Below are 26,079 nucleotides of genomic sequence, written 5' to 3'. Positions count from 1 at the left end.
TGCTGGCCCGTGGCGGCTCGCTCGCCCCGTCGGTCCATGGGCGAAAGCATGTGGATCACGGTCGCACTGCTGTCGGGACTGCTTCACGTCGCGTCGTCGGTCGGGTGAGTCGTGTCGCTGGGCGGTGCGTCTACGGGGCCGCTGAGAGCGCCGTCCTCGATAAATAGGTGTTCACTATTCAGGGCTGATCGGAGGTGGCGCGCGGTGGACTACAGCCTGATCGACGCCGACGGGCACTACTACGAGCCGGACGACTGCTTCTCGCGCCACATCGAGGCCCGGTATCGGGACGCGACGGTGCAGGTGCGGCGGGGGGCGGACGGCCTGGGGCGGGTGTTCCTCGGCGGCCGGCGCACCTTCATGAGCGTCATGCCCGGTGACTACGCGTCGGCTCCCGGCGCCCTGCAGGGGCTGTTCATGGGCGAGGTCGCGGACGGCTTCACCCACCGGGAGGTGATCAACGCCAAGGACCACCCGGAGTTCACGCACCGTGCCGCCCGGCTGGCGCTGATGGACACCCAGGGTGTCGAGGCGACCCTCATGCTGCCGACGCTGGCGGTGGCGGTGGAGCAGGACATGGTCGGTGACGTCGAGCTGACCTACGCCAGCCTGCGCGCGTTCAACCGCTGGCTGGAGGAGGACTGGGGCTACTCGGCCCAGAACCGCATCTTCGCCGTGCCCATGTTGTCCCTGCTCGACCTCGACCAGGCCATGGCCGAGCTGCGCCGGGTGCTCGACGCCGGTGCCCGGCTCGTCCACCTGCGGCCCGGTCCCGTGGGCGGCCGCTCACCGGCGCACCCAGACCTGGATCCGTTCTGGGCCACGGTGGCCGAGGCCGGCGTGCCGGTCGTGTTCCACGTGTCGAACAGCGGCTACAACCTGGCCTACGGGGCGCTGTGGTCGGAGGATCCGGCCAATCCGTCCCACCTGCAGTCGCCGCTGCAGTGGGCGCTGTGCAACACCGAGCGGCCGATCGTGGACACGCTGACCGCGCTCACCCTGCACAACCTTTTCGGCCGGCACCCGAACGTCAGGGTCGTCTCCATCGAGAACGGGAGCAACTGGGTCAGGCCTCTGCTGAAGAACGTGGACAAGGCCGCCGCGCTCGGCCGCCGTGGTCCCGTGCTCGGCGGCAGTCTGCCGGCCCGGCCCAGCGAGGTGCTCGCCGAACACCTGTGGGTGTGCCCGTTCCCGGAGGACGACGTCCGCGACCTCATCACGGTTCTCGGCCCGGAGCGGGTGCTGTTCGGCTCGGACTATCCGCACCCCGAGGGCCTTCGCCAGCCTGCTGACTTCGTCGGCCTGCTCGAGGGCTGCGACGAGGTGACCACCCGCCGGGTGCTGCGGGGAAACATCGCCGAGCTCCTCGGCATCCCCGACCGGCGGCCCGCGGTCCGGCCCGCGTAGACGAGTCGAAGCCCCGTGGCATGCTTGGCCACGGGGCGGGGCACCGAGTCAGACGACCACCCTCAGTCCGGCCATCCAGCGTGATGCGCACGTACGAAGGGGGAGGTCGTCGATGACCGTCCGTACCGTGCACACAGAGGCAGGGCGCCTTTCCGGTGACCACGCGGGCGGGGTAGCGCGGTTCCTGGGAATCCCCTTCGCGGCAGCTCCGGCGGGCGAACGCCGGTTCGCGCCCCCAGGCCCTGCCGAACGATGGGCAGGGAGCAGGAACGCCACCGGTTACGGCGCCACCGCACCCCAGCCGGCACTGCACCCCGCTCACGCGTATCTGGGCCCCCTGGTCGGGCCCGGATGGGTCACCGGAGACGGCGACTATCTCAATCTCAACGTCTGGACACCCGACCCGGGCGCGAGCGGGCTTCCGGTGATGGTCTACCTCCACGGCGGCGGGTTCGTGATCGGCTCGGGCGCCGCCCCCGCCTTCGACGGCACCTCGTTCGCACGCGACGGCGTCGTCCTGGTCACCGTCAACTACCGACTCGGGGCGGAGGGCTTCCTCGCGCTGCCCGGTGAGGTCACGAACCTCGGACTGCGCGATCAGATCGCGGCGCTGCACTGGGTTCGCGACAACATCGTCGGGTTCGGCGGGAACCCGGACAACATCACCGTCTTCGGTGAATCGGCCGGCGGTACCTCGGTCGCGTTCCTGCTGCACTCCCCGCTGGCCGCCGGACTGTTCCAGCGGGCGATCGTCCAGAGCGGACACGACGAGATGGCCCGCCGGCTCGAGCTCACCGAAGAACTCACGAAGGCACTCGCCACCCGGCTCGGAACCTCCCCGACAACAGAGGCGTTCCGCGCGTTCTCCGCCCCCGACCTGCTGCGCGCGCAGGCAGCTCTGCTCAGAAACGGACCCCGCCCGGACCTGCGCGACGACGACGGTGTCGACCCGGGCCACCGTCGTGCGCTCTTCCTCCCCACCACGGGTGACGAGGTCCTCCCCGACCCGGTCGGAATCCCGAGCACACGCTCGCGCGGGGTCGAACTGCTGATCGGCACAACACTCGAGGAAGCCAACCTCGGCCTGGGCGCCGAGGCGTTCGCCGCCTTCGACGCGCAGGACGCCGTAGCCGAGCTGGCCGCCACCTACCCCGATGCCGAGGCGCTCCTCGAACGACACGGGCTCCACGACCCGGCCGTCACCCCCGCGCAGGCACTCACAGCCGCCTACACGGACCTGATGTTCCGATCACCGAGCCGCCGCACCGCGCTCCGCCACCCAGGCCCCGCCTACGTCTACGAGTTCGCATGGCGATCACCACTGCACGGCGCCGCACACGGCCTCGACGTCCCCTTCGTCTTCGACACCACACAGGCCTGCCGCGGCCTCATCGGCGACGCCGCACCCGACGCCCTCACCCGCGCGATGCACAGAACCTGGCTCGACTTCGCAACCCACGGAGATCCCGGCTGGCCCACCTACGACGACGCCAGAAAAGCGATGAGGTTCGATGCCAGCCCCCATCTCCGCGAGGACACAGCTCCCGACGACACCGGCGCCGAATACCTGCCGAGAACCTCCACAACATGAGTGGACACCTCGCCGGACCGGGGCGACGCCGCCGCTCGACACACATGTCCTCGACTAGAGCTGGCGGACGACCTTGCCTGCCAGCAGAGCGTCGATCTCGGGCGGGCTCATCCCCAGCTCGGTGAGGACGCCGACGCTGTGCTCGCCGATGCCGGGCAGCATCAGTGCCGGACCGCTGCCGGCGCTGCCGGCGCCGGCGGGACCGCAGCGGGGGAGCGGGCCGATCTGCTCGAAGTGGCCCCAGTCCGTGACCTGGTAGGACGCCACCCGGCCGAGCTGGCGGTTGACCGGGTCGTCGAGGATCCGGCGGCGGAAGACGTCGCGGTCCATCGGCTCGACCGGCTCGGCCAGCAGACCGGCTGCCCGCAGCCGGCTGACCCACTCGGCGCCCGGCGCGGTCGCGAAGGCCTGTTCGAGGACGGCCTCCGCCTGCCGGGCCAGGGCGTCACGGCCGTCGGCTCCACCCCGCAGGGGCACGTAGGCCGCGGGCAGGTCGCCCGTCCCGGGCAGGTCGCCCGTCCGGGGCAGGGCGCGCAGCCGTGACCAGCCGGCTTCGTCGGGGATGACGAGAGCGAACCAGGCGCCGTCGGCGGCCTCGTAGAGGCGGTAGCCGGGACCGTACCCGGTCTGGCGGCCGTCCAGCGCCGGCCCGCGGACCAGGGCGCCGTCGCGGAGGAACGCCCCGCTCTGCAGGAGCAGCCCCGCGCCGAGCAGGCTGGTGTCCACCCGCTGGCCCCGGCCCGTGGTCGCGCGGGCGTACAGACCGGCCAGGATCCCGATGGCGGCGACCCAGCCGCCGGACATGTCGAGCGGGATCCAGGTCAGCGCGACCGGGTTGTTGCCCTCGCCGCCGACGGCCCGTTCCAGCCCGGTGAGGGCCTGCATCAGCGCGTCGTTGCCGGGTTGCTTCGCCCGGGGGCCGGTCGGGCCGAAGGCGCTGGCGTGGCAGTGGACGACGTCCGGGTTCAGGTGCGCGACGGTCGCCGCGTCGATCCGGAGCCGCTCGGCCACGCCGACCCGGAAGTTGTGGACGACGACGTCCGCCCAGCCGAGGAGCGCCTCGACGACCGGGCGGGCCTCGGGCGCACCGATGTCGATCGCGATGCTGCGCTTGCCGCGCTGGCAGGCCGCCACCGCGTAGGCGGCGGCACGCATGGCCTCACCCTCCGGCGGCTCGACCTTGATCACGTCGGCGCCGAGGTCGGCGAGGACCTGGGCGGCCAGGGGCCCGGCCACGAACGCGGAGAAGTCGACCACCCGGACACCGGCGAGCAGCCCGCCCGACGACCCGGAGACTGGTCCGCCCGAGGGCCCGTCGACCGGCCCGCCTGATGGCCCGCCGGTCGCCGGGCCGTCCGGCGAAGGGCTGATGCCCGCTGCCGAAGGGCTCGCGCCGGCCGGTGCCGGGAGCGGCTCGACCGCGATCGGGGTGGCGAGCAGGACGTCGCGGTGGCCGCTCTCCACTCGGGTGAGCGCCAGGCCGGTCTCGGCCAGGTGTGGGTCGGAGAGAGCCTCCCCGGGGCTGAGCACCGGTTCGCAGGCCACGCCGGCCGCGCGGAGCCGCTGGATCCACATGTCCCGGGGCTGCAGCGCGAACGGCGCGCGCCACCGGAGGGCACGAGCGTTGAGCTGACCGGTCATCTGGTCGTGGTAGTAGCCCTCGGTGCTCGGCTCGTCGCCGAGCACGTCGATGAGCTTCGCGTACATCCCCTTGCCGCCGAACCAGACCTGGATCAGCTGGTCGTCGGCACAGCGGTAGAGGAAGTTCGGGAACGTCGACCCCGACCGCCAGTAGCCCTCGATCTCCGGTGCCGCGTGCTCCGACCGGCCGATCATGCAGCCGAGCGTGGCGAGCAGGCCGTCGTAGAGCGACGTCTCAGCCCAGCCTCCGGTCCCGGTCATGGCGCGGCGGCGCAGCAGCGCGAGAACGGAGGTGGTCAGCAGGAAGGACGCGCCGCTGCCGGAGGCCCGCGCGTCGACGAAGATCGGGCCCGGCCGGTGGCCGGCGAGCTGGCTGCAGAACCCGGCACGGGCCTCCACCAGCAGGCCGAAGTCGGCCGTGTCACCGGCCGACGTCCGGCTTGGCCGGCAGCGCGCGTACACCAGCCGGGGGTTGCGCCGACTGAGATCGTGGAAGCCGAGCCCCCGCTGTTCGACCAGCTCCTCCGGGCCGTAGACGAGCACCGCGTCGGCGTCTGCGAGCAGGGCGCGCACCTCGCCCGCGTCGTCGGTCGCGACGGTCCGCTTGTCCCGGTGCCAGGCGCGGCCCCAGGTCACGTCCGCGTCGATCGCGGCGGGGGATGTGCCGACCACCCGGACCACCTCGGCGCCCAGATCGGCGAAGATCATGCCGGGGGCCGCGCCGGCGAGGTCGAGGCCGAGCTCACTCGTCCCGACCACGACCTCGACGACCCGCAGCCCCGCGCAGGGACCGAGACCTGAGCGGGCGCTCATGACGTCGCCGTCGCCGTCGCCGTCGCCGTCGCCGTCGCCGTCGCCGTTGCCGTCGCCGCGGAGGCGCGCTCCGCCTCCCGGGCGGGTGCCGGGATGGTCAGCCGGGGCAGGACCTCCTCGGCGGCGAGCCGGACCACCTCGAGGGTGTCCTGGTGCGCCGCGGGAGAGATGACGATGTGGCGGGCGCCGGCGTCCACGTAGTGCTGGATGCGGGCGGCCACCTCCGCCGGGGTGCCGGCGGGTGCGATCCGGTCGAGCATGGCGTCGGGCTTGTCGCCGTAGGCGCGGCCGAGGAAGTTCCGCACGTCGGCGCGGGCGCGGTCGCCGTCGGCCCGGACGGAACAGTAGAGGTACAGCATCCACTCGAAGCCGTCGAGATCCCGGCCGGCGGCGGCGGCCTCGGCCCGCACTGTCTCCAGCGAACGGGCGTACGCGTCCGGGGAGACCAGGTAGGGCAGCCAGCCGTCGCCAAGACGGGCGGCACGGCGCATCGCGGCCTCCCTGCGCCCGGAGACCAGCAGCGGCGGCCCGCCGGCGCGCATCCGGGACGCCCCGAGGCCCGGCTCCGCGGCCGGGAGCAGCTCCACGTCGTCGAGGGTGAAGTGGGCGCCATGGTGGGTGACCGGCCCGCCGCGCCAGAGGGCGCGCAGCACCGTCATCGCCTCGTTCGTCCGGGCGCCGCGCTGGTTGACGGGCACCCCGACCGCCTCGAACTCGTGCGGGAACTCGCCGCCGACCCCGACCCCGAGCGAGATCCGGCCGCCGGAGCGGGAGTCCAGGTCGGCGACCTGCTTGGCGATGATCACAGGATGGTAGAGCGGCAGCACCAGAATGGCGCTGCCCACCCGGACCCGCTCGGTCCACGCGGTCATCAGCGCCAGCCGGGTGATCGCCTCGCCCGTCGGATGGCGGGGCAGGATGTGGCCGCCCTGCCAGACGGAGTCGATCGGGAGGCGTTCCACGGCGGCGAGCCAGTCCCGATCCGGTTCCGGGAGTGCCGCCGCTCCGAAGATGACGCGATCGCCAGGCAACCGGTGGCTCCTTCGTGAACGGGTGACGCGTACAACCCGCGGACAGCGACGTGCCGGGCCGCCGGATCCGCCGCGGCCCGGGCCAGCGCTGCGCGGCCGGCCCGGCCGGCGCGACGTGCAGTCGTCTGACGTGCAGTCGTCTGACGTCCAGCGTCTGACCTGCTGTCTGTCTGACCTGCTGTCTGTCTGGCGCCGACCTGATAAGTGAACGTACACTCCGTGAGTCATCCTGGCTACCGGCGTGAAGGGGACACATGGCCGCAAACGTGGGCATACCGCCTGCCGTGACCGACGAGTCCGCGGCGTACTGGGCCGCTGCGGCCGAGGGCCGCCTGCTGGTCGAACACTGCGGAGCCTGCGGGGCCGAGTCGTTTCCCCCCTACGGGATCTGCCGCTCCTGCCGGGGCAGGGCCACCGCGCCCGTCGAGGTGACCGGCCGGGGTGTCGTCTACAGCCTCACGGTCAACCACCAGCGCTGGATGCCCGGCCTCGAGGTGCCGTACGCGCTCGTCCTCGTCGAGTTCCCGGACCATCCGGGCGTGCGGGTCTTCGGCCGGCTGCGGGGCTGCGAGCCCGAGGAGGCCGCCATCGGCATGGCGGTGGACGTCGGTTTCGAACCCGGCCCGGGAGGCTGCGCGATTCCGAGTTTCGTGGCGGTCGCCGCCAGCCCCGGCCGTTCCCCGGGCGTCGGCCCGGCCGTGGCCACGGCCACGGCCGGGCCCGGAGCGGCATGATGAGCGCCGATCTGTTCGAGCGGCGGGCGGTGATCTCCGGCGTCGGCCAGTCCGCGATCGGCCGCCAGGTCGACCGGTCCGGCTTCCAGCTCACGCTGGACGCCGTGCTCGCGGCCATCGCCGACGCCGGCCTGACCGTCGACGACATCGACGGCCTGGCGATGTTTCCCGGCGGCGGGAAGGCCAACCTTCCCGGGTACGCGAACGGCAACCTGTACGAGGTCCAGGACGCGCTGCGGATCACGACCCGGTGGCGCCAGGGCATCGTCGAGGGGATGTGCCTGCCGTTTTACGGGCCGGCGATGGCGGTGGCGACCGGCCAGGCCCGCCACGCCGTCATCTGGCGGACCGTCAAGGAGGGCAGCGCCGCCCGCAACGCCGGTGGCCGCCCGGCCTACGGATCGACGAACCCGGTGGCGGAGGGGCCGCTCGCCTGGCTGCTGCCGGTCGGGGCACTCTCGCCGGTGTGCCAGGTCGCCCCGTACGCCGCCCGGTACATGCACGAGTACGGGGTCACCCGGGAGCAGCTCGCCTGGATCCCGGTCACCCAGCGGGCCCACGCCGCCCTGAACCCGGACGCGGTGTACCGGACCCCGCTGTCCGTCGACGACTACCTGAGCGCCCGGATGATCTCGACCCCGATCTGCCTGTACGACTGCGACGTGCCGGCCGACGGGGCCACCGCGATCGTGGTGTCGGCCGCCCAGACCGCCCCCGACCTGCGCGCGCCGGTGGCGATCGAGGCGATGGCCGGTGTGGTCGACGGCCGGCCGTCGTGGGAGCAGTGGGAGGACATGGGCCGGGTCGGCCACGCGACCGCGGCGGCGCTGTGGGAGCGCACCGACCTGCGGCCGGCGGACGTCGACGTCGCCCAGCTCTACGACGGCTTCACCATCGAGTGCGTCTGGTGGCTGGAGGCGATGGGGTTCTGCAAGCCCGGCGAGGCGGGTGCGTTCGTCGAGGGCGGCAGCCGGATCGCCCTCGGCGGGGAGCTGCCCCTCAACACCTGGGGCGGTCAGCTCTCCGGCGGGCGGCTGCACGCGGCGTTCGGGCACGTGGCCGAGGCGGTCCGGCAGGTGCGCGGGGAGGCCGGGGCCCGGCAGGTGCCGGGCGCGCGGGTCGCGGCCGTCACGAACGTCGGCGGCTACGAGGCCGGCGCGGCGCTGCTGACCACCTGGCCCGGATGACGGCGCCGGCCGGCGGAGGGCGGCCGGCCGGGGCATGGCCGGGACCGGGGCAGGAACAGGGATCACGAAACGATGCCAGAGGGAGTGCCACCATGACCGGGAGCGCAGGCGACAACGGTAGCGGTAGCAGTGCTGGCGGTGGCGCCGGTGGTGGCGGCGGGCGGGGCGGGCGCCTCGACGGGAAGGTCGCGATCGTCACGGGCGCCGGCTCGACCCCCGGCCCGGGGGTCGGGACGGGAAAGGCCAGCGCGGCGGTGCTGGCGCGGGAGGGGGCCAGCGTGCTGCTGGTGGATCTCCACGCCGAGCGCGCCGAGGAGACCCGGAAGATGATCGAGGTCGAGGGCGGGACGGCGGAGGTGTTCGCCGCCGACTGCACGAAGGCGGCCGGCTGCGAGGCGATGGTGAAGGCCGCGGTCGACACCTTCGGAACCGTCGACGTCCTGGTCAACAACATCGGGCTGGCCTCGGTGGGCACCGTCGTCGACCTCTCCGAGGAGGCGTGGGACAAAGCGCTCGACATCAACCTGCGGACGGTCTTCCTGGCCTGCAAGTACACCGTGCCGGTGATGGCGGCCCGGGGAGCCGGCTCGATCGTCAACATCGCGTCGATCTCGGCGCTGCGGGGCGACGGCACCATCGCCTACTCGGCCGCCAAGGGCGGGATGCTCGCGATGACCGTCGAGATGGCCTACGCCCACGGCCGGCAGGGCATCCGGGTCAACGCCATCGCCCCGGGCCACATCACGACCCCGATGGTCATGTCGATCCCCGGGCAGACCACCGACTACGTCAACAGGCTGCGGGAGGAGGCCGGCCTGCTGGGGACCCCGGGAACCGGCTGGGACGTCGGCGCGGCGGTCGCCTTCCTCGCCAGCGACGACGCCCGGTGGATCACCGGCGTCACCCTCCCGGTCGACTCCGGTGTCCTCTCCGTGACCCCGCTGGCGATGGCCAGGCACATCCGCGCCATCCCGGAGTGACGGCCACCGCGTGCGGGCCGGCGCCGGCACAAGGCACCGGCGGCACTGGCGGTGTCAGCGGCGGCGGCGGGTCGGTTCCAAGGTGGGAAAGAAACCCTTGATGGTGCCCTCGCTCACCAGAGTGACGGCACGGTCCCGGTTGAAAAGGTCGTTGTGCTGGCTTTCGAGGGCCATGATCAGCGCCGTTCCCATGACGGCGCGGGCCGAGACGTCAGGCGACTCGAACTCGAATCCGTAGCGGTCCTCGACCTCCCGCCAGGCCTCGGCGAGCCGGTCCATGGCGACCGTGAAGTGCTTTCGGTAGAACTTCCGCGCGACTTTCGGGTCGCCGAAGAGCACGAGCCCCAGCAGCGGGAGAATCTCCCCCAGAGTCGAGATGAGCTGGCGGTAGAGGCCGTTCATCGTCTGCAGCTGGCGCTCGGGGGTGAGGGGCTCCTCCAGGTCGACGACCTGGGAGGCGGCGACCAGCTCGTCGATCGCCTCTCGCAGCGGCTCGAAGACGGCCTCGTAGAAGAGCTGGTCCTTGCCCTCGAAGTGGCGGTAGATCACGCCTTCGCTGATCCCGCCGCGCTCGGCAATCAGCTTGATTGTGGTGCCATTCATGTCACCGGTCTCGACGAAAGCGGCGCGAGCTGCCTTGAGGATGGAGCTCTTGCGGGCTTCGGCGGTGAGGCGCCGTGGCCGCGGGGGACCGTCCGTACCCGACGATTCGGTGGTTTTCTCTGCCATCGGTCCTCCCTGCGTCTCCGAGCCCGCCCCTCGGTGAATGAACGTACGCTATCTTACGTTCCAGATCTTGAGGGTCCTCCCGCGCTGTGATGTGCGCCTTCGTACCGGTCCGCCGGCGCGTTGTCGGAGCCGGCCCCGGTCCGCCTGGGCGACAGGACGCTGCAGGGCGGCGCAGAACGCGGCGCGGCGCGGCGCCGTGCCCGGAGTCCGAGGGCCGTGGCGCGTGACCTTGACAGGGTTCGAGCTGTCATCCTAGGATTTTCTGAAAATGAGTGCTCATTTACTGGCATGCTCCAGCTGCCAGCAGTGCTTCATCTGCCAGCAGAGTTCCTCGTATCTGCTGGTCCTCGCGGGACCCGATCCTGGGTGAACTCGCTGCCGACGTGTGCGCCCCGTCCCGAGGACGGGCCCGCCCGGCACCGTCGGCCGGCGCCTCCGCCGAGGAGCGAGTTGCCGATCTGACGACGTCCGGGCCGTGGGCGGCCTCCCGGTCGGAGGTGCGGGTACCCCATGCATGACATCGTGATCCGCGGCGGAGAGGTCGCCGACGGGACCGGCGCACCGCCGCGCCGCGCGGACGTCGCCATCGACGGCGACCGCGTCACCGCCGTCGGAGCTGTTCCGGAGCGGGGGCGCCGCGAGCTCGACGCCACCGGGAGGCTCGTCACTCCCGGCTTCGTCGACATCCACACCCACCTCGACGCCCAGCTGTTCTGGGACCCGGTGGCGAGCCCGTCCTGCTGGCACGGTGTGACGACGGTGGTGCTCGGCAACTGCGGAGTGACCTTCGCGCCGGTCCGCCCGGACGCGCACCTCTATCTCGCCGAGATGATGGAGTCGGTCGAGGACATCCCGACCGCGACCATCATGGACGGGCTCGGCTGGGGCTGGGAGTCCTACGGCGACTACCTGCGTGCGCTGAGGGGCCTGCGGCTCGGGGTGAACGTCGGCGGCATGATCGGGCACTGCGCCCTGCGGTACTACGTCATGGGGGAGCGCAGCCTGGACGAGTCCCCCGCGACCGACGACGACATCGCCCGGATGGCCCAGGTCGTGGGCGAGGCGATCGACGCGGGCGCGCTCGGCTTCTCCACGTCCCGCAGCCTCATGCACACCGTCCCGGACGGCCGGCCGGTGCCGGGCACGTTCGCCGGCACACCCGAGCTCGCCGCGATCGCCGGTGCCCTCGCCGACCGCGGCCGGGGCACGATCGAGGTCGTGGCCCGGATCGGGGAGCGTGACGGTCCCACCCGGGCGAACTCGGTCGCCGAGCTCGCCTGGATGGAGGAGGTCAGCCGGGCCTCGGGCCGGCCGCTCACCTTCGCGATCATGCAGAGCGACCGCCGCCCGGGCCTGTGGGCCTGGGTCATGGAGCAGGTGGCCGGGGCCCGCGCCCGCGGCGCCGACCTGCGCCCGCAGACAGCTGCCCGCGGCAGCGGCATCCTCTACGGGCTGATGGGCCGGACCCCGTACGACAGCGTGCCGTCCTGGGCCGAGCTGATGGCGAGGCCGTGGCCGGACCGCCTGGCGGCGCTGGCCGACCCGGCGCTGCGCGACCGGCTGGTGGAGGAGGCCGCCGCGCCCACCAACCTCTCCGGCCCGCTCGCGCCGAAGGACCCGGCCAAGCTGTACCTGCTGCCGCCCGGCTCGGCCGGCTACGAGGTGGGGGCGGACAACAGCCTCGCGGCCGAGGCCGCCCGCCGCGGTGTCAGCCCGGCCGCCGCCTTCCTCGACTACACGGTCGAGACCGCGGGCCAGGGGCTCCTCTACTACCCGGTGCTCAACCAGGATCTAGACGCGGTCGCCGCCATGCTGACCAACGCGGACGTGGTCGTCGGGGTCGGCGACGCCGGAGCGCACGTCGCCCTCACGATGGACGCCGGCCAGCCCACCTACCTGCTGCGGCACTGGGTCCGGGAGCGGGGCCTGCTCGACATCGGCCTGGCGGTGCGCAAGCTGACCCTGGAGGGTGCCGAGCTGTTCGGCATCGCCGACCGCGGCGTGCTCGCACCCGGCATGTTCGCCGACGTCAACATCATCGATCTCGAGCGTCTCGACCTGGACACCCCGGAGATGCTGTCCGACTTCCCGCTGGGTGCGAACCGGTACGTCCAGCGGGCGCGCGGCTACGACTACACCCTCGTCAACGGCGCGGTGCTCATCGACCACGACCAGCTGACCGACGAGCGGGCCGGGTGCGTGGTGACCGGGTGATGCCAGGCGCCGGTGCGCCGGTGCGCCGGTGCGCGGGTGCGCGGGTGCGCCGGTGGCCGGATGGCGGCCGGCGGCCGGCGGCGCTTCGGCGGCACTGGCGATCAACGGATATGCCCGTTAATATGTGAGCGTTCGCTTTATTGTGTGGATCAGGACGCGCGAGGCGCCGTCCGAAGCCCACGCACTGTTGGAGGTCGGTGTGTCGTTCAACTGGTTCGTGTCGGTCGACGACCATCTCATCGAGCCGGCTCGGCTGTGGTGGGAGCGGTTGCCCGCGCAGTGGCGGGACACCGGTCCGCGCATTGTCCGCGACGGGAGCTCGGAGTTCTGGGTCTACGAGGACAGGCAGATCGTCACCACCGGCCTGAACGCCGTGGCCGGCAAGACCCGCGAGGAGTTCTCGCCGGAGCCGATCACCTATGAGGAGATGCGGCTCGGCTGTTACGACCCGGCGGCCCGGGTGGCGGACATGAACCAGGGCAACGTGCTGTCCTCGATCCTGTTCCCGTCGTTCCCGCGGTACTGCGGGCAGGTCTTCCACGAGGCCCGGGACAAGGAACTCGCCCTGCTCTGCGTGCAGGCCTGGAACGACTTCATCCTGGAGGAGTTCGGCGCGGCCTACCCGGGCCGCTTCATCCCGATGATGATCATTCCGCTGTGGGACCCGGTGGCCGCGGCCGCCGAGATCGAGCGGACGGCGGGCCTCGGCGGGAAGTCGATCGCCTTCTCGGAGAACCCGACGAAGCTGGGGCTGCCCTCGATCCACAACGGCTACTGGGACCCGGTGTTCCAGGCCTGCAACGACACCGGCTACGTGATCTCGATGCACGTGGGGTCGTCGTCCAACCTCATCCGGACCTCGCCGGACATGCCGACGCTCGCGTTCATGGCGTACTCGGCCGCGGCGAACCAGGCCGGCACCCTGCTGGACTGGCTGTTCAGCGGCATCTTCCCGAAGTACCCGAACCTGAGGATCGCCCTGTCCGAGGGCTCGATCGGCTGGATCCCGTACTTCCTGGAGCGCGCCGAGCAGGTGGTCGACAAGCAGCGGTTCTGGGCATCACGGTTTGACATCGACATGAACGCCGCCCACGATCGCGGCGAGGAGAAGGGCGCGGCGTCCTTCGACCTCGACACCGACATCCGGGCGCTGTTCCGTGACCATGTCTACGGCACCTTCATCGAGGACCAGGCCGGTGTCCGGCTCCTGGACATCATCGGTGAGGACAACGTGATGCTCGAGTGCGACTACCCGCACTCGGACTCGACCTGGCCGGACACCGTCCGGATGGCCAACAAGTGGCTGGGGCATCTGCCGGAGGACGTCCAGCACAAGATCACGGTCGGCAACGCGGCACGCGTCTACAACTTCACGCCCGCGGACCCGGCCACCATCAGCTCCTCCTGACGGAGGGAGGAAAGCGACGTATGGACCGGGAAGCGTTGGAACACAGCCTGGCGCGCCGGCTGCTCGACCACATCGAGCACCGCACGACGGACCTGGCGGACGGCGTTCTCGAACTGCCGACCGACATCTACTCCGCGGCGCACCACGACGAGGAGATGCAGGCGCTCTTCCACGACCAGCCGATGGTGCTCTGTCTTTCCGGTGCCCTGCCCGAGCCGGGCACCTACCGCACCGTCGAGATCTGCGGCACGCCGCTGCTGCTGACCCGGGACGACGACGGCCGGGTGCATGCGATGGTCAACGCCTGCCGGCACCGCGGTGTCCGGCTCGCGGACGGCGCCGGTGAGGCCATCCGCTTCACCTGCCCGTTCCACGCCTGGACCTACGACCTGTGCGGTGGCCTGGTGCGCTACCCGTTCCCCGCGGGCTTCGAGGGAATGGACAAGAACGACAAGGGCCTGATCCAGCTCGAGGTCACCGAGGGCTACGGGCTGGTGGTCGGCCGGCTGCGGCCGGGGCCGCCGATCGACATCGACGAGTATCTCGGCCCGGAGCTGGCCGGCGAGCTCTCCCTGCTGGACTTCGCCGGCTGGTTACCGTACGGCGAGCCGCACGTTCACCGGGTCGCCGCGAACTGGAAGGTCACGCTCGACACCTTCCGCGAGAACTACCATTTCAACTACCTGCACAAGAAGACGCTGTCGACCTACGCCGTCGGTGGGGTTCTCACCTTCGACGCCTTCGGCCGGCACCTGCGCAACGCCTCGGCCCTGCGCTCCATCGTGGAACTGAAGGACCGCCCGGAATCCGAGTGGGCTGACGTCGCGCAGCACTTCAGCTACCAGTACGCGCTGTTCCCCAACACCAGCCTCACCTTCGACACCCGGCACATCGAGCTGTGGCAGATCGTGCCGATCGACGCGGCGACCTCGGAGGTCGTGCACACGGCCTATCTGCGGCCGGGGCTGAGCGACGAGGAGCGGTCCAAGGCCGTCGACATGGCACCGTGGATCTGCGAGACGGTCGTCGACGGGGAGGACTTCTGGGTCGCCGCCCGTTCCGAGCCCGGGGTTCGGCTGGGAATGCTCGACACGGTCATCTTCGGCCGCAACGAACCGGCACCCCAGCACCTGCACCAGGGTTTCAACGAGGTTCTCGAGGCCGCCCGCGCGGCCCGGGCCGCCGAGGGCTCGCAGGCCGACCAGGGCTCGCAGGCCGGCCAGGGCTCGCAGGCCGGCCAGGGCTCGCAGGCCGGCCAGGGCTCGCAGGCCGGGCAGGCCGCTCAGGGCGCACGGTGACCGCGGAGGCGCCGCGGCTGGTCGAGGAGATGGCCCGCCGCTTCCAGGCGGGCGACGCGGACGGGGCACGCGCTCTGATGCACCCGGCGATCCGGGTCCAGCAGCCGGCCTCGCTGCCGCACGGCGGCTGGTACGAGGGCCATGACGGCCTGGCGGCGATGGGCGTCGCCTTCGCGCGTCACTGGGACCGCACGATCACCGACCCGCGCGTCTTCGGCGACGGCGGGAACGCCGTGCAGGTCACGACCCAGACCTGGACCGCGAAGGCGACCGGCCGCTCGGCCACCGTCGACGTGGTCGAGCTGTTCGCCGTCGCCGACGGCGCGATCGTCGAGATCAGGGTGTTCCAGCAGGACACCCGGCTGCTGCTCGCGACCCTCGCGGACGCGGCGGCCGGGGGCCGGGGCACACCAGGCCAGAGCACGGCAGGTCAGGGCATGACAGGCCAGGGCGCGACAGGCCAGGGCACGACAGGCGGGGGAGAGCACCGATGAAGGTCGCCGTGGCGTACGAGGCCACCGAGCCGCTGGTCCTGGAGGACCTGCCCGTTCCGGCGGTGGGGCCGCGGGACGTCCTGGTGCGGGTCGCGGCCAGCGGGATCTGCCACTCCGACCTCAACGTCATCAACGGGCTGTCCGCGCTGACGCTGCCGATCGTGCCGGGCCACGAGGCGTGCGGCGTGGTCGAGGAGGTCGGCGCCGAGGTCCGGCGGGTGCGGGTCGGCCAGCGGGTGCTCGCGTCCGTGTCGCCCGCGTGCGGCGGCTGCTGGTGGTGCCTGAACGGGATGTCCAACCACTGCGAGCGCGGGCCCGCGGTGCAGGCGGCGGTGCGCTACCACCTCGCGGACGGCCGGACCGCGCGGGCCGTCTGCGGCTGCGGGTCGTTCGCCGAGGCCATGGTCGTGGACGAGTCCACCGTGGTGGCGGTGGAGACCGACCTGCCCGACGAGCAGCTGGCCCTGATCGGCTGCGGGGTGACCACCGGGGTCGGGGCCGCGCTGAACACGGCGGGCGTGACCCCCGGGTCCTCCGTCGTGGTGATCGGCTGCGGGGGCGTCGGCCAGGCCGCCGTCCAGGGGGCGCGGATCGCCGGCGCCGCCACGATCATCGCCATCGACCTGTCCGAGGCCCGGCGCGGGTCGACGCTGAAGATCGGCGCGACGCACACCGTCGACCCGGCCGAGGGTGACCCGGTGGAACAGGTCCGGGCCCTCACCGCGGGCCGCGGCGCCGACTTCGCCTTCGAGGTCGTCGGCCAGCCCGCGCTGATGCGCCAGGCGTTCGACATGACCCGGGCGGAGGGGACGGTGACACTGGTCGGCATGCCGGCGACCGGCGCCACCGTGACCCTGCCCGCGATCGCGGCCGTGTTCTCCGGCCGGAAGCTGGTCGGCTCGCCGGTCGGCGGTGCCCAGGTGCTGCGCGACTTCCCCCGTTTCATCCGGCTGGCCGAGACCGGTCAGCTGGACCTGAGCTCGATGGTGTCCCGGCGGATCAGCCTCGACGAGGTCAACGAGGGCATCTCGCTGCTCGGCAGCGCCGACGGCATCCGCACCGTGATCGTCTAGCGCCGTCGCGGCTCTGGCGGGCGACCGGTTCCCTCGGGGAGGAGTGCGAAGAGATGTCCCAGCGCACACTGATCAGAAACGCGCGTGTGCTCGCCTGCGACGGTGATCCCGGCGAGCGGCCCGCCGACGGCGACATCTTCGTCGACGGGAACCGGATCGCCCAGGTCAGCCGGGGGCGGCTCGACCTCGACACGTCCTCGACCCGGGTCGTCGACGTCCACGGTGCCACCGTCCTGCCGGGGCTCGGTGACGCGCACACGCACATCAGCTGGCCGCTGGACTTCGTGTTCGACCACTCCGGTGTGGCCGCCGAGGCACCCGCCAGGCACGCGCTGGACGTCGCCGCGGTCGCCCGGACCTTCGTCGAGAGCGGCTACACCCTCGTCGTCGGGGCCGGCGTCCTGCAGCCCCTCGACGACGTGCTGGCCCGCGACGCGATCGACGCCGGCCTGATCCCCGGCCCGCGGATCGTGGCCAGCGGCCTGCTGGTCACCTCACCGGGCGCGATCAGCGACGGCAGCGGGATGTCGGACGTCGCCGCCGACGCCCGCGAGTTACGTGAGATCGTCGCGCGGCAGTGCGACTCCGGGGTGCGCGCGCTGAAGCTGTTCATCTCCGGCGACGGCATCGTGCCCGAGTTCCCGTCCGACGACGTGTACATGAACGACGAGATGCTCACCGCCGCCGTCGACGAGGCGGACCGCCACGGCGCGTTCATCACGGTGCACGCCCGCGGGTCGGCGGCCGTGGCGATGGCGGCCCGCACCGGGGTCCGGCTCATCCACCACGCCTGCTTCCTCGACGAGGAGGCGGTCCGCGCGCTGGAGGCACGCCGCGACGACGTGTGGGTGTGCCCGGGCCTGCACTACCTGTACGCGATGGTCAGCGGCCACGCCGAGCCGTGGGGCGTGACCCCCGAGAAGATCGACGCCTCCGGGTACCGGCAGGAGTTCGCCTCGCAGGTCGAGGGCCTGCGGCGGCTCCGCGAGGCCGGGATCCGCATCGTCGCCGGCGGCGACTTCGGCCACCAGTGGACCCGCCACGGCACCTACGCCGCCGAGCTCGCGCGCTACGTCGAGCTGGTGGGCATGACGCCGACCGAGGCGATCCTCGCCGCGAGCCGGTCGATGGGCCCGCTCGTCGGCCTGGACGTCGGCCAGATCCGGGCCGGCTACCTCGCCGACCTGCTGGTCGTCGACGGCGACCCGACCGAGGACATCACGGTGCTCCAGGATCCGGCCCGCCGCCGCGCGGTCCTCAAGGACGGGGCGTTCGCCTACGTCAACGCCGAGGTGTACCCGTGATCCTGCTGTCCGGGGTCGAGGCGCTGGCCCGCCTGCTCGTCGTGCGGGCACAGCTCGACGCCCGGGAGGGCCTGACCACGGCGACCATGGTCTCCGGCTACCCGGGTTCGCCCCTGGGCACCTTCGACCTGACCCTGGAGCGGTTCGCCGACCTGCTCACCAGCCACCGGGTCCTGCACCGCCCCGGCCTCAACGAGGAGCTCGCCGCGGCCACCGTCTGGGGCAGCCAGATGGGCTCCGCCGAGAGCCTCGCCGAGGTCGACGGCGTCGTCGGCGCCTGGTACGGCAAGACACCGGGCCTGGACCGCTGCGGCGACGTCCTGCGGCACGCGAACGCGATGGGCACCGGCCCGCACGGCGGGGCCGTCCTGTTCTGCGGTGACGATCCGTCCGCCAAGTCGTCGACGCTCGCCTGCGACAGCCAGTACACATTCGAGGACGCCTGTGTGCCCGTGCTGTACCCCGGTGACCAGCAGGACATCCTCGACCTGGGGGTGCATGCCTTCCGGATGTCGCGGTACAGCGGCTCCTGGGTCGGGCTGAAGATCGTCACCGCCGTCGCCGACGGCATCGGCACCGTCGACGCGGAGGTCGACCGGCACACCCCGAGCGACCCCGCCGCCGCCGACGCGATCGTCGCCGGGGTGCCCTGGCGGCATGTTCCGATCGCGCGGGTCGGTGCGCATGCCGTCCCCGGCCAGGAGGAGCTCGTCGCCGACCACCGCCTGCTCGCCGCGCAGGCGTACGCCCGCCACAACGGGCTCGACCGTGTCGTCGGCGCCGGCCCCGGCGCGCGCCTCGGCGTCGTGTGCGCCGGCAAGACGTACTTCGACGTCGTCCAGGCCTTCACCGACCTCGGCCTCACGGTGGACGGGCTCGCCCACGCCGGTGTGCGGGTGCTCCGGCTCGGGATGACCTACCCGCTGGTGGCTGAGACGGCCCTCGAGTTCGCCCGGTCCGTCGACACGATCGTGGTGGTCGAGGAGAAGCGGCCGTTCGTCGAGACGCAGCTGCGCGCCATCCTGCACGAGGCAGGGGTGGACGTCCGCGTCGCCGGCAAGCGGGACCGGGACGGGCGCAGGCTGTCGTCCTCCTCCGGCGAGCTGGACGCGGCCGCCGTGGCCGCGATCCTCACCCGGGTGCTGCCCGACCTCGCCGACCGGGCGGGGCCGGCCGGCGGCCCGGTGGCAACGACCGGCCCCGTGGCGCGGCCGGCGCTGCGGCTGCTGCCGCTGCTGGACATCCCGGCCCGGCCGCCGGGCTTCTGCAGCGGCTGCCCGCACAACCGCTCTACCGTCGCCCCGGACGGAGCACTGGTCGGCGGCGGCGTCGGCTGCCACGGGATCATGTACTTCGAGGCCCGCCACGCGGACCTGAAGACCATGCCCCCGACCCCGATGGGCGCCGAGGGCGTGCCGTGGATCGGGCTGTCACCGTTCGTCGACGAGCCGCACCTCATCCAGAACCTGGGTGACGGGACCCTGAGCCACTCGGGCATCCTCGCGATCCGGGCCAGCGTCGCCGCCGGCGTCAACGTCACCTTCAAGATCCTCTACAACGCCGCGGTCGCCATGACGGGCGGCCAGGACGTCGTCGGCCTGATGGACGTCCCGGCGATGACCAGGGCGCTGGAGGCCGAGGGCGTCCGACGGGTCGTGGTCTGCGCCGAGGACCCGAAGCACTACGGCCGCCGGGCGCGCTGGGCGCCGGGCACCCGGGTCCTCGGGCGCGACGAGCTGCCGCGGGTGCAGGAGGAGCTGCGGGCGGTGCCCGGCGTGACCGTGGTCATCTACGACCAGCGGTGTGCCGCCGAGGCGCGCCGCCTGCGGCGCAAGGGCCTGCTCCCGGAACCGCCGCGGCGGGTGGTCATCAACGAGGCGGTCTGCGAGGGGTGCGGTGACTGCGGCACCAAGAGCAACTGCCTGTCCGTGCTGCCGCGGCAGACCGAGTTCGGCGAGAAGCGCCAGATCGACGACCTCTCCTGCAACCGGGACTACACCTGCCTGGAGGGCGACTGCCCGTCGTTCGTGACCGTCACCCCGCGCACGCCGAACCGCCGGGCACGGCGACGCGCCGCGGCCCGGGCGAAGGACGGCGCCCGGGCGAAGCACGGGGCGGACGGGAAGCACGGGGCGGACGGGAAGGACGGGGCCCGGGCGAAGGCCGGCGGAGCCCCTGCGGGCCGGCCGGTCATCCCGGCGGGAACCCTGCCCGCGCCGCCCGCGGTGACGGTCGAGGGCCGGTTCGGCATCTACTTCACCGGCGTCGGCGGCACCGGTGTGATCACGGCGAACCGGATCATCGCCGCCGCGGCCGAGTCGGCCGGCTTCGTCGTCAGTGGGGTGGACCAGACCGGCCTCTCCCAGAAGGCGGGCGCGGTCGTCTCCCACCTCCAGCTCGCGGCGGACCGTACCGCGCTGGGCTCGTCGACAGTCGGCTCCGGCGGCGCCGACCTGTACCTCTCCGGTGACATCCTGCAGGCCGCGGCACCCAGGCATCTCGACCGGACGAGCCCCGGGCGCACCCTCGCCGTGGTGGACGTCGACGTCACCCCGACCGCGGCGATGCTGCAGAGCGACCTCACCGCACCCGACCCGGCGCTGCTGCGGCAGGCGATCGCCGAGCGGGTCGGCGAGGACCGGGCCGCCTTCCTCGACACGAAGCGGATCGCCGAGGTCGTCTTCGCCAACCACCTGCTCGCCAACATCGTCCTGCTCGGCGCGGCCTTCCAGCTGGGCGGACTCCCGGTCTCCCTCACCGATGTCGAGGTGGCCATGCGCCGCCAGGGCCGGGCCGCCGCCGACAACCGGGCGGCGTTCGACTGGGGCCGCTGGGCCGCCCACGACCCGGCCGCGGTCGAGGCCGCGCTGGCCGCCGCTGACCAGCCCGGTGCGACCAGTGCGGCTGGCACCGGCGGTGCGGCAGCAGGCAGCGCGGCCGGCGCCTCGACCGGCCTCACCGATCCGTCGCCGACGGCGTTCGCCCTGGCCACCCGCCTCGTCGCCGCCCGCGTCCTGCCCGCCGGACTGCCGGATGAGCTCCGTGCCCTGATCGTGCGCCGCGCCGCCCAGGCGGTCGACTACCAGAACGCCGCGCGCGCCGAGCGCTACCTGGGCCTGGTGGCGACGGCCGCCGAACACGACGCGGCAGCGGGCCACGACGCGGCAGCGGGCCACGACGCGGCAGCGGGCCACGACGCGGCAGCGGGCCACGACGCGGCAGCGGGCCACGACGCGGCAGCGGGCCACCACGAGGCGGCGCGCGGGTGGGCCTTCACCCGGGCGGTCGCCGAGTCCTGGTTCCGGCTCCTCACCTACAAGGACGAGTACGAGGTCGCCCGACTGCATCTGCTGGCCGACAACGACCAGATCGCGCGCGGCCTGGGCATCGACGGTCCGTACACCCTGACCTACCACCTGCACCCGCCTGCCCTGCGGCGTCTCGGCCTGTCGAAGAAGCTGCCGATGGGCCGGCCGTACGCAGCGGCGTTCCACGTGCTGCGGGCGATGCGGGGCCTGCGGGGAACCCCGTTCGACCTGTTCGGCCAGGACCCGGACCGGCGTACCGAACGCGCCGTCATCACGGAGTACGAACGCCTGGTCACCGGGGCTGTCTCCCGCGGCGACGGCGGTGCTGACGGCGTCACCGACGGCTGGGCCGGCCGGCCTTATGAGGACCTGGTGCGCCTTGCGGCGTCGGCGACGTCCATCAAGGGCTACGGGCCGATCAAGGAGGCCGCCGTGGCCCGCTGGCGGGAGCAGATCGCCGACCTCACCCGGCCCGCGTGGTCCGAGGCGGTGGCGGCCGGAGCAGCAGGGACGGCCGGAGCAGCAGGGACGGCCGGGGCGGCGGGGGACCGGCGGCAGTGATCAAGAGGATCCTGTTCGCCACCCGCCGCGAGGCCACCGTGCCCGCCGAAGCGGTGGCGAGCGCCTGGCGGCAGGCCGCTGACGCCGTCGCAGAGGCGCCGGCCGCGGCGCGCCCGCTGCGGGCCGTGGTGTGCACCGCACTGGACGATCCCCGGTTCGGGTCCCCGCGGCACGACCTCGTCGGTATCGAGTGGTTCCCGGATGCCGCCAGGTTCGCGGCCCATCAGGTCTGGCTGGACAGTCCCGCGGGCCTGGCGGCGAGGTCCCTGGTCGACGAGGCGACCGCCCCCGGGGCAACCCTGATCGTGGTCGCCCGGGAGCGGGTCCCGCGCGGTGCGGACTGGCTCGCCGCGCGCTGGCGCGGCGGCGGCATCAGGTTCAAGCATTTGGCGCTCGCCCGGCGGGCCGCGGGGCTCACTCCCGCCGCGTTCTCCGACCTGTGGGCGGCGCATGCCGGCCAGCTGCCCGTGGCCGCGGCGACGGCGCCGGCCGTCATCCCGGAGCGGGTGCGTGGCAGTGCCTACGTGCAGAACCACCCCTGCCCACGCCCGGCGGGCGAGGAGTGGCCGTACGACGCCGTCAACGAGGTCTACTTCACCGACCAGGACGGCCTCGCCGAGCGGGTCGCCTGGTTCCGGGAGAACCCGCCGGACGCCGGCGGGGACCTGTTCGGCCCGTCGGAGTTCCTCGCCGTCCGGGAGGAGCTCCTGCTCGCCGCGCCGCCCGGACAGCCGCCCGGATAGCCGCGCGGTATCGGCGGACGGGTGGCCCCGCACCGCAAGAAAGTGTACGTTTACTTTGTATGGATGCGGCCGGATGCTCTGTCCCCCACAGCGCGTGGTGACCACACTGCGTGATGACCACACCGTGTGGTGACGTGACGGCGGCCAGGGCGTGCCGCCGCCGCGAAGGAGCGAGGCCCGTAGCGGCGGAGGAGTACCTGGCATGCGTGATGCAGTGATCGTGGAGGCCGTCCGGACACCGGTCGGCAAGCGTAACGGCGGCCTGTCGGGAGTGCATCCGACGGACCTGTCGGCCCATGTGCTGAGCACCGTCGTCCAGCGCGCCGGGGTTGATCCGGCCCTGGTCGACGACGTGGTGTGGGGGTGCGTCGGGCAGGTCGGTGAGCAGACGTTCGACATCGCGCGCAACGCCGCGCTCGGCGCCGGCTTCCCGGAGACCGTCGCCGGCGTGACCGTCGACCGGCAGTGCGGGTCCTCCCAGCAGGCGGTGCACTTCGCCGCCGCCGGGCTGATCGCCGGGCATTACGACGTCGTGATCGCCGGTGGCGTCGAGTCGATGTCCCGGGTGCCGATGGGCTCCTCCCTGCTGGACAAGGTCCCGTTCGGGGAGCGTTACCTCGCCCGCTACAACGGCGTGTTCCCGAACCAGGGCGTCGGCGCGGAGATGATCGCGCAGCGGTGGGGCCTGTCCCGCGCGCAGCTCGACGAGTTCGCTCTGACCTCGCACGAGAAGGCCGCCGTCGCGCAGGACGAGGGCCGCTTCGACGCGCAGATCGAGCCGGTCACCCTGCCCGACGGCACGGCGGTCGTCCGGGACGAGGGCGTGCGCCGCGGTGGCACCGTGGAGGGCCTCGGTGGGCTCAAGACGGTGTTCAAGCCGGTCGAGGAGGGCGGTGTGATCACCGCGGCGAACTCCTCGCAGATCTCCGACGGCTCCGCCGCGCTGCTGATGACGACCAGTGAGAAGGCCGCCGAGCTGGGCCTCACCCCGATCGCGCGGGTGCACACCGCGGTGCTCGCCGGCACCGACCCGGTGATCATGTTGACCGCGCCGATCCCGGCCACGCAGAAGGCGCTGACGAAGGCCGGCCTGCGGATCGACGACATCGGTGTGTTCGAGGTCAACGAGGCGTTCGCCTCGGTGCCGCTGGCCTGGCTCGCAGACATCGGTGCCGACCCGAAGGCGATGAATCCGAACGGTGGCGCGATCGCGCTCGGCCACCCGCTCGGCGGCTCCGGCGCCCGGCTGATGACCACCCTGGTGCACCACATGCGTGACAACGGGATCCGGTACGGCCTGCAGACCATGTGCGAGGGCGGCGGCCAGGCCAACACGACCATCATCGAGCTGCTCTGAGCTGCTCCGAGTAGCTCCGGCATCACCGTGGCACGTGACGACCGCGACGTCGCCGGCCCGCACGGCGCGGGCCGGCCGGCAGACCTCCGACGGCCATCCGCGAACGGCCGGTGACGCGCCCGCGGACCGGACGGTCCGCCGGTGCCCTGGTGCCCTGGTGCACCTTCGGGTCCTTCGATCTGACTGACGGACCTGTCAGATCGAGGGCGCCTGCTGCGCGTCGGTGGATGAGTGACCGGCACGGCCGTCGGCCCCGGAAAGCCCTCGGGTTCGGGCGGTCCGCCCGCCGGCCGCCGGCCGGGGCGGTGGTTCGCCGCGCGAGGCTTACCGTCGCGCAGACAGGTCTCAGGACGTCGAAAGGTCGCTGACCAGCGATTTCCTCGAATCTGCCCGAGGCGGTGAGTGTCGACTGCGACGACTAAAGAGCTTCTTGTGTCTCCTGTCGAAGACGGCTTGCGAAGCACCGTTCATGGCTTCGGCAAGAGGTTTCCGGAGAGGGACACAAGAAGCTCTTTAGTCGCGCGAACGCGACGCCTGGGCTCGCGTCGAAAGGCGGTCAGCAGTGTCAGATCGTCCGTCGTCCGTCGTCCGTCGTCCGTCGCGCCCGCGCACCGCCCGCGCAGGCGGTGCGCGGAGCGGAGAGGTCAGCCGTTGGTGGGGAAACCGAGGTTGATGGCGCTCGGCGTCGCGTCGGGCCAGCGGGTCGTGACGACCTGCGGCCGGGTGTAGAAGCGGATCCCCTCCGGGCCGTAGATCGGCGCATCCCCGAACAGCGAGGCCTTCCAACCGCCGAAGGAGTGCCAGGCGACGGGCACCGGGATCGGCACGTTGATGCCGACCATGCCGACCTCGACGTCGCCGCCGAACCGCCGGGCGGCGCCGCCGTCCCGGGTGAACAGGGCGACCCCGTTGCCGTACGGATTGGCGTTGATCAACGCCACCGCCTCGGCGTAGGTGTCGACCCGCACCACCGACAGTACCGGCCCGAAGATCTCGTCGTCGTAGACTGCCATGCCCGGCCGGACGCCGTCGACCAGCGAACAGCCGAGGAAGAACCCGGCGGGGTCCACGCCGGCGGGTGCGGCGGAGCCGTCGACGACGACCCGGGCGCCGTCGTCGGTGGCCCGCTCCACATAGGAACGGACCCGGTCGCGGTGCGCGCTGCTGATCAGCGGACCCATCATCGAGGACGCCTCGGCGGCCGGGCCGACGACGATGCCCGGGATACGGGCGGCGATGGCGTCGACCAGTGGATCCGCGACCGGGCCGACGGCCACCACGACCGAGATCGCCATGCAGCGCTCGCCGGCCGACCCGTACCCGGCCGAGATCGCGGCGTCGGCAGCCGCCTCGACGTCGGCGTCGGGGAGGACGACCATGTGGTTCTTCGCGCCGCCGAGCGCCTGCACACGCTTGCCCGCGGCGGTGCCGGTCTCGTACACGTGCCGGGCCACCGGAGTGCTGCCGACGAAGGAGACGGCGGCGATGTCCGGGTGCGTCAGCAGGGTGTTGACCGCCTCGGCGTCGCCCTGGACCACGTTGACCACGCCGTCGGGGAAGCCGGCCCGGTGCACCAGCTCGGCCAGCAGCAGCGAGGCGGACGGGTCCTTCTCCGACGGCTTGAGCACGAACGTGTTGCCGCAGGCGATGGCGTTCGCCATCATCCACAGCGGCACCATCACCGGGAAGTTGAACGGGGTGATGCCGGCGACGACCCCCACCGGGCGCAGCACGGTGTGGACATCCACCCCCCGGGAGACCTCGGCGCTGTGCGACCCCTTCAGCAGCTGCGGGATGCCGCAGGCGAACTCGACGCACTCCAGGCCCCGAGCGACCTCGCCGAGGGCGTCCTCGTGGACCTTGCCGTGTTCACGGCTGACAGCGGCGGCGAGGTCGTCGCGATGGGTGTGCAGCAGCTCGCGCAGCCCGAACAGCAGTGTGGCGCGCCGGCTCAGCGATGACTGCGACCAGGTGCCGGCCGCCGTCACCGCTGCCTTGACCGCGCTGTCGACCACGGCCGCGGAGGCGAGTGAGACCTGTGCGGTCCGCTCGCCGCGCGCCGGGTCATGGACGGGCCCCGTGCGGCCGGGCTCGTTGACGGCCCTGCCGTCGATCCAGTGTCCGATCGTCCTCACGCCGTCCTGCTCCCGCCTGGAGGTTCTCGGTCTAGGTTGCGCCTCAGTATAGAAGTGAGCACCTACTTTGT

At 72.5% G+C, this 26,079-nt stretch carries 18 protein-coding genes; 14 read left to right on the top strand and 4 right to left on the bottom strand.

Annotated elements, in window-relative coordinates:
* Positions 1-204 precede the first annotated feature (204 nt).
* Both B207_RS0114460 and B207_RS0114455 read left to right on the top strand, forming a co-directional pair.
* Positions 205-1,407, top strand: a complete 1,203-nt coding sequence (locus tag B207_RS0114460; RefSeq protein ID WP_018637259.1) for an amidohydrolase family protein — start codon at positions 205-207, stop codon at positions 1,405-1,407.
* A 112-nt stretch (positions 1,408-1,519) separates the two neighbouring features.
* The gene (locus B207_RS0114455; RefSeq protein ID WP_018637258.1) at positions 1,520-2,998 is read left to right on the top strand and encodes a carboxylesterase/lipase family protein; all 1,479 of its coding nucleotides are present in this window, start codon (positions 1,520-1,522) and stop codon (positions 2,996-2,998) included.
* 54 nt (positions 2,999-3,052) lie between these two features.
* On the opposite strand, the gene B207_RS0114450 is transcribed toward B207_RS0114455, so the two are convergent.
* Both B207_RS0114450 and B207_RS33940 read right to left on the bottom strand, forming a co-directional pair.
* Positions 3,053-5,452 carry a CaiB/BaiF CoA-transferase family protein gene (locus B207_RS0114450; RefSeq protein ID WP_018637257.1) on the bottom strand — a complete coding sequence of 800 codons (2,400 nt, stop codon included), beginning with the start codon at positions 5,450-5,452 and terminating at the stop codon, positions 3,053-3,055.
* The gene (locus tag B207_RS33940) at positions 5,449-6,483 is read right to left on the bottom strand and encodes an LLM class flavin-dependent oxidoreductase (RefSeq protein WP_018637256.1); all 1,035 of its coding nucleotides are present in this window, start codon (positions 6,481-6,483) and stop codon (positions 5,449-5,451) included. The genes B207_RS0114450 and B207_RS33940 overlap by 4 nt, the downstream gene beginning before the upstream one ends.
* Before the next feature lie 254 nt (positions 6,484-6,737).
* Here B207_RS33940 and B207_RS0114440 point away from each other — a divergent pair, with 254 nt between their 5' ends.
* The 3 genes from B207_RS0114440 (at position 6,738) to B207_RS0114430 (ending at position 9,384) form a co-directional block, all read left to right on the top strand.
* Positions 6,738-7,217 carry a Zn-ribbon domain-containing OB-fold protein gene (locus B207_RS0114440; RefSeq protein ID WP_084692147.1) on the top strand — a complete coding sequence of 160 codons (480 nt, stop codon included), beginning with the start codon at positions 6,738-6,740 and terminating at the stop codon, positions 7,215-7,217.
* Positions 7,217-8,404, top strand: coding sequence for a thiolase family protein (locus B207_RS0114435; protein ID WP_018637254.1), 1,188 nt, complete (start codon positions 7,217-7,219; stop codon positions 8,402-8,404). The genes B207_RS0114440 and B207_RS0114435 overlap by 1 nt, the downstream gene beginning before the upstream one ends.
* 92 nt (positions 8,405-8,496) lie before the next feature.
* A complete protein-coding gene (locus B207_RS0114430) occupies positions 8,497-9,384 on the top strand; it encodes an SDR family NAD(P)-dependent oxidoreductase (protein ID WP_018637253.1) in 888 nt (295 codons plus the stop codon).
* A 54-nt stretch (positions 9,385-9,438) separates the two neighbouring features.
* Here B207_RS0114430 and B207_RS0114425 read toward each other — a convergent pair whose 3' ends face one another.
* Positions 9,439-10,113, bottom strand: a complete 675-nt coding sequence (locus B207_RS0114425) for a TetR/AcrR family transcriptional regulator (protein WP_018637252.1) — start codon at positions 10,111-10,113, stop codon at positions 9,439-9,441.
* Between the two features lie 510 nt (positions 10,114-10,623).
* Between B207_RS0114425 and B207_RS0114420 the strand changes: the two genes are divergently transcribed.
* The 9 genes from B207_RS0114420 (at position 10,624) to B207_RS0114380 (ending at position 23,873) form a co-directional block, all read left to right on the top strand.
* Entirely contained in the window at positions 10,624-12,327 is a 1,704-nt protein-coding gene (locus tag B207_RS0114420; RefSeq protein WP_018637251.1) for an N-acyl-D-amino-acid deacylase family protein, read from the top strand.
* A gap of 199 nt (positions 12,328-12,526) precedes the next feature.
* Positions 12,527-13,735, top strand: coding sequence for an amidohydrolase family protein (locus B207_RS0114415; protein ID WP_026311057.1), 1,209 nt, complete (start codon positions 12,527-12,529; stop codon positions 13,733-13,735).
* Between the two features lie 20 nt (positions 13,736-13,755).
* Positions 13,756-15,033 carry an aromatic ring-hydroxylating oxygenase subunit alpha gene (locus B207_RS0114410; protein WP_018637249.1) on the top strand — a complete coding sequence of 426 codons (1,278 nt, stop codon included), beginning with the start codon at positions 13,756-13,758 and terminating at the stop codon, positions 15,031-15,033.
* Positions 15,030-15,527 (top strand): nuclear transport factor 2 family protein, encoded by a 498-nt coding sequence (locus B207_RS0114405; RefSeq protein WP_018637248.1) that lies wholly within the window; start codon positions 15,030-15,032, stop codon positions 15,525-15,527. The genes B207_RS0114410 and B207_RS0114405 overlap by 4 nt, the downstream gene beginning before the upstream one ends.
* On the top strand, positions 15,524-16,600 hold the full coding sequence (locus B207_RS0114400) for a zinc-binding dehydrogenase (protein ID WP_018637247.1): 1,077 nt from the start codon (positions 15,524-15,526) through the stop codon (positions 16,598-16,600). The genes B207_RS0114405 and B207_RS0114400 overlap by 4 nt, the downstream gene beginning before the upstream one ends.
* 53 nt (positions 16,601-16,653) lie before the next feature.
* The gene (locus tag B207_RS0114395) at positions 16,654-17,904 is read left to right on the top strand and encodes an amidohydrolase family protein (protein WP_018637246.1); all 1,251 of its coding nucleotides are present in this window, start codon (positions 16,654-16,656) and stop codon (positions 17,902-17,904) included.
* A complete protein-coding gene (locus B207_RS0114390) occupies positions 17,901-21,773 on the top strand; it encodes an indolepyruvate ferredoxin oxidoreductase family protein (RefSeq protein WP_018637245.1) in 3,873 nt (1,290 codons plus the stop codon). Before B207_RS0114395 ends, B207_RS0114390 begins: the two co-directional genes overlap by 4 nt.
* Positions 21,770-22,516, top strand: coding sequence for an EthD domain-containing protein (locus B207_RS0114385; RefSeq protein ID WP_035740706.1), 747 nt, complete (start codon positions 21,770-21,772; stop codon positions 22,514-22,516). Before B207_RS0114390 ends, B207_RS0114385 begins: the two co-directional genes overlap by 4 nt.
* Positions 22,517-22,718: 202 nt before the next feature.
* A complete protein-coding gene (locus B207_RS0114380; RefSeq protein WP_026311055.1) occupies positions 22,719-23,873 on the top strand; it encodes a thiolase family protein in 1,155 nt (384 codons plus the stop codon).
* Between the two features lie 644 nt (positions 23,874-24,517).
* On the opposite strand, the gene B207_RS0114375 is transcribed toward B207_RS0114380, so the two are convergent.
* The gene (locus B207_RS0114375; RefSeq protein ID WP_018637242.1) at positions 24,518-26,008 is read right to left on the bottom strand and encodes a CoA-acylating methylmalonate-semialdehyde dehydrogenase; all 1,491 of its coding nucleotides are present in this window, start codon (positions 26,006-26,008) and stop codon (positions 24,518-24,520) included.
* Positions 26,009-26,079 lie beyond the last annotated feature (71 nt).

This window comes from Parafrankia elaeagni, assembly GCF_000374165.1.
Lineage (GTDB): Bacteria > Actinomycetota > Actinomycetes > Frankiales > Frankiaceae > Parafrankia > Parafrankia elaeagni.
The sequence above is the reverse complement of the archived record's forward strand: the minus strand, read 5'-3'. Positions and strand labels throughout refer to the sequence as shown.

What these genes read in the sequence shown, in the direction of transcription:
- B207_RS0114380 (WP_026311055.1), top strand. Translation starts at nt 22,719, where the DNA reads ATGCGTGATGCAGTGATCGTGGAGGCCGTCCGGACACCGGTCGGCAAG.
- B207_RS0114395 (WP_018637246.1), top strand. Translation starts at nt 16,654, where the DNA reads ATGTCCCAGCGCACACTGATCAGAAACGCGCGTGTGCTCGCCTGCGAC.
- B207_RS0114410 (WP_018637249.1), top strand. Translation starts at nt 13,756, where the DNA reads ATGGACCGGGAAGCGTTGGAACACAGCCTGGCGCGCCGGCTGCTCGAC.
- B207_RS0114455 (WP_018637258.1), top strand. Translation starts at nt 1,520, where the DNA reads ATGACCGTCCGTACCGTGCACACAGAGGCAGGGCGCCTTTCCGGTGAC.
- B207_RS0114400 (WP_018637247.1), top strand. Translation starts at nt 15,524, where the DNA reads ATGAAGGTCGCCGTGGCGTACGAGGCCACCGAGCCGCTGGTCCTGGAG.
- B207_RS0114435 (WP_018637254.1), top strand. Translation starts at nt 7,217, where the DNA reads ATGAGCGCCGATCTGTTCGAGCGGCGGGCGGTGATCTCCGGCGTCGGC.
- B207_RS0114440 (WP_084692147.1), top strand. Translation starts at nt 6,738, where the DNA reads ATGGCCGCAAACGTGGGCATACCGCCTGCCGTGACCGACGAGTCCGCG.
- B207_RS0114430 (WP_018637253.1), top strand. Translation starts at nt 8,497, where the DNA reads ATGACCGGGAGCGCAGGCGACAACGGTAGCGGTAGCAGTGCTGGCGGT.
- B207_RS0114420 (WP_018637251.1), top strand. Translation starts at nt 10,624, where the DNA reads ATGCATGACATCGTGATCCGCGGCGGAGAGGTCGCCGACGGGACCGGC.
- B207_RS0114425 (WP_018637252.1), bottom strand. Translation starts at nt 10,113, where the DNA reads ATGGCAGAGAAAACCACCGAATCGTCGGGTACGGACGGTCCCCCGCGG.
- B207_RS0114450 (WP_018637257.1), bottom strand. Translation starts at nt 5,452, where the DNA reads ATGAGCGCCCGCTCAGGTCTCGGTCCCTGCGCGGGGCTGCGGGTCGTC.